Origin of the sequence: Streptomyces sp. NPDC014006, assembly GCF_043088925.1 — a bacterium.
Lineage (GTDB): Bacteria > Actinomycetota > Actinomycetes > Streptomycetales > Streptomycetaceae > Streptomyces.
Genome location: NZ_JBICAJ010000044.1, coordinates 1 through 4705, shown reverse-complemented (window position 1 = coordinate 4705; position 4705 = coordinate 1). Strand labels below are relative to the sequence as shown.

Sequence of the window (4705 nt, the reverse complement as noted above, 5' to 3'; positions counted from 1 at the left end):
TCCACACCCACGGCCACCCCGTCAACTGGCCCATCCCTCGGAACAGCCAACACATCGACCTGCCCACCTACCCCTTCCAGCACCAGCGCTACTGGCCCGCGTCGGCCACCGCACGGCCCGTCGACGCCGAGTCTTTCGGCCTCGGCATCGCCGGACACCCCCTGCTCGGCGCCGCTGTTGAGCTCGCGGGCACGGACACGCACCTGTTCACCGGCCTGCTGTCGCTGCAGAGCCACCCCTGGCTGGCGGACCACGCCGTGGCCGGCACCGTCCTGCTCCCGGGCACCGGCTTCCTCGAACTCGCCCTCCAGGCCGGCCACCACGTCGACTGCGGCACCGTAGAGGAACTCACCCTGGAGGCACCCCTGGTGGTGCCCGACAAGGGCGGGGTCCGTATCCAGCTCGGGCTCGGGGAGGCCGACGACTCCGGCCGGCGCGAGCTGAACCTGCACTCGCGGGCGCAGGACGCCGGGGACGACGAGCCCTGGACCCTGCGTGCCACCGGCACGGTGGCTCCCGACACTGCGCAGCAGTCGCCGGAACCCGCTGCCGACCTGACCGCCTGGCCACCCGCCGGGGCGGAGGCAATCACAGTGGTGGACGCGTACGACCGGATGGCCGCCCAGGGTGTCGAGTACGGCCCTGCCTTCCAGGGGCTGCGGGCCGCCTGGCGGCGCGGGGACGAGGTGTTCGCCGATGTCGCCCTGTCGGAGGAGGACGCCGCCGGAGCCAAGGAGTACGGCATCCACCCGGCCCTACTCGATGCTGCGCTCCAGCCGCTGGGTCTGGGTGTGCTGCTGGCCGAGCCCGGTGAGGGACTCACCCGGCGTCCGTTCGCATGGACTGGGGTGACCCTCCACGCCCAGGGCGCGGACGCTGTCCGGGTGCGGATCGCCCTGGCCGGCGAGGACGCCGTGTCCGTCACGGTGGCCGACTCGGTGGGTGGGCCGGTCGCCTCGGTCGACGTACTGACGCTGCGGCAGGTCGGCAAGGAGCAGCTCGAGGGAGCGCGGGAGGCACGTGGCGACTCGCTGTTCCAGGTGGAATGGGCGCCGGTCGCGCTGTCCCGGTCCGGCGCGCCGGCCGGACGCTGGGCCGTCGTTGGCAACGACAGCGGTCACAGCAACATCGACGCGTACGACGACCTCGGCAGCCTCGCCACAACAGCCGCACCCGTCCCCGAGCTGGTCTTCGCAGCCTTCCCGGACACCACGGACGGCACCACGGCGGACGCCGTACGCCACGTCACGCACCGCGCGCTGGCCCTCGTACAGGCATGGCTGGCCGACGACCGGTTCGCCGCGTCGCGGCTGGTGTTCCTGGCCGGGCAGGGCCTGACCGGCGCACCGGTCTGGGGTCTGGTCCGGTCTGCGCAGGTCGAGAATCCGGGCCGGTTCGTGCTGGTGGAGACGGACGGCGGCGAGCCCGACTGGGAGACGCTGGCGGCCGCGGCGGCCGGCGACGAGCCGCAGCTGCGGCTGCGCGGCACCGAGGTCAGCGCACCGCGGCTGGCCCGTGCCGCGCGCCCCGCGGAGGTGGAGCCCGCGTTCGCGCCCGAGGGCACTGTCCTTCTGACCGGTGCCTCGGGTGGGCTCGCCCGGCTGCTCGCGCGCCATCTGGTGGCTGAGCGCGGGGTGCGGAACCTGCTGCTCACCAGTCGGCGCGGTGCCGCCGCCGACGGCGTGCCGGAGCTGGTGGCCGAGCTGACCGGGCTCGGGGCCACGGTCAAGGTCGCCGCCTGCGACGTCGCCGACCGGGACGCGCTGGCCGGGCTGCTGACCGCCGTACCGGCGGAGCGTCCGCTCACCGCCGTGGTGCACACCGCGGCCGTCCTGGACGACGGGGTGGTCGAGGCGCTGACGCCGGAGCGGATCGACCGGGTGCTGCGGCCGAAGGTCGACGGCGCGCTGAATCTGCATGCGCTGACCGAGGATCTGGACCTGTCCGCGTTCGTGCTCTTCTCGTCCCTCTCGGGCACGCTCGGCGGGGCGGGACTGGCCAACTACTCGGCCGCCAACGCCTTCCTCGACGCTCTCGCCCGCCACCGGCACGAGCGCGGGCTGCCCGCCGTGTCGCTGGCCTGGGGACTGTGGGAGCAGCGCAGCGGTATGGCCGGGCGGCTGAGCGACGTGGACCTGGCGCGGATGGCCCGGGTCGGTGCGGCGCCGATGTCCGCGGACGAGGGCCTGGCCCTGTTCGACGCCGCCACCGCGCTGGGCGACGCCATGGTAGTCCCGGCCCGTCTGGATCTGGCGGAGCTGCGCGCGCAGGCGGCGGGCGGTGTCATGGCGCCCCTGTTCCGCGGTGTCGTCCGCACGACGGCCGTCCGGCGTACGGCGGCCACGTCCAGGGGCCGTACCGAGCATGGCGTGTCCGGGATCGCCAGCCGGCTGGCCGGGCTGGCCCGAGCCGATCAGGAGCGGATGCTGCTGGATCTCGTACGGGAGCAGGTCGCGGCCGTGCTCGGGCATGCCTCGCCCGAGGAGGCACGGGCGAACCGGGCCTTCAAGGATCTCGGGTTCGACTCGCTGACCTCCGTCGAGCTGCGCAACCGGCTCCGGTCGGCGACCGGGCTGCGGCTGACGCCGACCCTGGTCTTCGACTACCCCAACCCGGCCGCCCTCGCGCAGCGGCTGCTGGACGATCTCGTACCGCAGGCGCAGGAGGCCGGCCTGCCTCTCTCGGCGGAGTTGGAGCGGCTGGAGACCGCGTTCCTCGAATCCGCCCTGGACGACGACGCCCGAGGCAAGATCGCGGCGCGGCTGCAGGCCCTGCTCTGGAAGTGGGACGACACCCGCGGCACCGCGAACGAAGCCGAAGGGCTCGTGGGGGACGGGGAGTTCGACCCCGTCAGCGACGACGAGATGTTCGACCTCATCGACAAGGAGCTGGGCCAGCTCTGATCCCGTCTCCGCTCCGCCCCTCGCCCGCGGCGCCGCCCACTCTCCTCCCCACCGTGCCACCTGACCACTGGCCTTTATAGGACGTGACCTGATGTCAAAGCCCGCCCGTTCCTCCGACGCTGCCCAGAACATGACCGAGGACAAGCTCCGCGACTATCTGAAGCAGGTCGTCAACGACCTGCGCCAGACCCGCCGCCGGCTCAACGAGGCCGAGTCGAAGGATCACGAGCCGATCGCCATCATCGGCATGAGCTGCCGCTTCCCGGGTGACGTCCGTTCCCCGGAGGACCTCTGGCAGGTCGTCGCCGAGGGCCGTGACGCGATCTCCGCGTTCCCCGACAACCGCGGCTGGGACCTGGACGCGCTCTACGACGCCGACCCGGACCGCTCCGGCACCTCCTATGTGCGGGAGGGCGGATTCCTGTACGACGCCGCCGACTTCGACCCGGCCTTCTTCGGCATCTCGCCGCGCGAGGCGCTGGCGATGGACCCGCAGCAGCGGCTGCTGCTTGAGACGTCATGGGAGGCTTTCGAGCGGGCCGGCATCGACCCGCAGTCGCTGCGCGGCAGCAAGGCTGGTGTCTTCGTCGGCAGCAACTACCAGGACTACGCGACCCGGCTGCCCGAGGTGCCGGCCGAGCTGGAGGGGCACCTCGGTATCGGCAACACGCCGAGTGTGGTGTCCGGCCGGGTGGCGTACACCCTCGGCCTGGAGGGCCCGGCCGTCACCGTCGACACGGCCTGCTCCTCCTCGCTGGTCGCCCTGCATCTGGCCTGCCACGCGCTGCGGCAGGGCGACTGCTCGATGGCGCTGGCCGGAGGCATCTCCGTGATGTCCTCGCCGGCCTCGTTCATCGAGTTCAGCCGGCAGCGGGGGCTGGCGCCGGACGCCCGTGTCAAGGCGTTCGCCTCGGGTGCGGACGGTACCGCGCTGTCCGAGGGCATCGGCATGCTGCTGGTGGAGCGGCTGTCGGACGCGCGCCGCAACGGGCACCGGGTGCTCGCCGTGATCCGCGGCAGCGCCATCAACCAGGACGGCGCCAGTAATGGCCTCACCGCGCCCAACGGCCCCTCACAGGAACGGGTCATCCGCCAGGCACTGGCCTCCGCCCGTCTGACGCCCGACCAGGTCGACGCGGTCGAGGCACACGGCACCGGCACCAAGCTGGGCGACCCCATCGAGGCGCAGGCAGTGATCGCCACGTACGGACAGGACCGCCCCGCCGACCGGCCCCTGTGGCTCGGCTCGGTGAAGTCCAACATCGGCCACACCCAGGCCGCCGCCGGTGCCGCCTCGATCATCAAGATGGTGATGGCCCTCGACCATGGCCTGCTGCCGCGCACCCTGCACGTGGACGAGCCGTCCTCCCGTATCGACTGGGAGGCCGGGGCCGTCTCCCTGCTCACCGAGGACGTGCAGTGGCCGGCGCTCGACCGGCCCCGACGTGTCGGCATCTCCTCCTTCGGCATCAGCGGCACCAACGCCCATGCCTTGCTGGAAGAGGCCCCGCCCGTCGAGGCCGACGAGGAAGAGGGCGCCTCTCCGGAGAAGCCGCGCGGGACGACGGGCGTCGTGCCGTGGGTGATCTCCGCCCGGACCGCGGAGGCGCTGCGCGCTCAGGCACGACAGCTGCGTGAGTACGTCGATCAGCGGCCCGGCCTCGGCACCGCCGAGGTCGCCCACGCGCTGGCCACCACCCGCTCCGCGTTCGAGCACCGCGCGGTCGCCCTCGGCAGCAGCACCGGCGAACTCTTCAAGGCCCTCGACGCCCTCGCTCAGGGGGAGCCTTCGCCTCACGTAG

At 72.8% G+C, this 4705-nt stretch carries 2 protein-coding genes; both read left to right on the top strand.

The annotated features are described in order from the left end of the window. The coding region (locus ACF1GV_RS42445) for an SDR family NAD(P)-dependent oxidoreductase (protein ID WP_391692506.1) at window positions 1-2903 on the top strand (2903 nt) is incomplete at its 5' end. Between the two features lie 130 nt (window positions 2904-3033). Next, the coding region (locus ACF1GV_RS42440) for a type I polyketide synthase (protein ID WP_391692508.1) at window positions 3034-4705 on the top strand (1672 nt) is incomplete at its 3' end.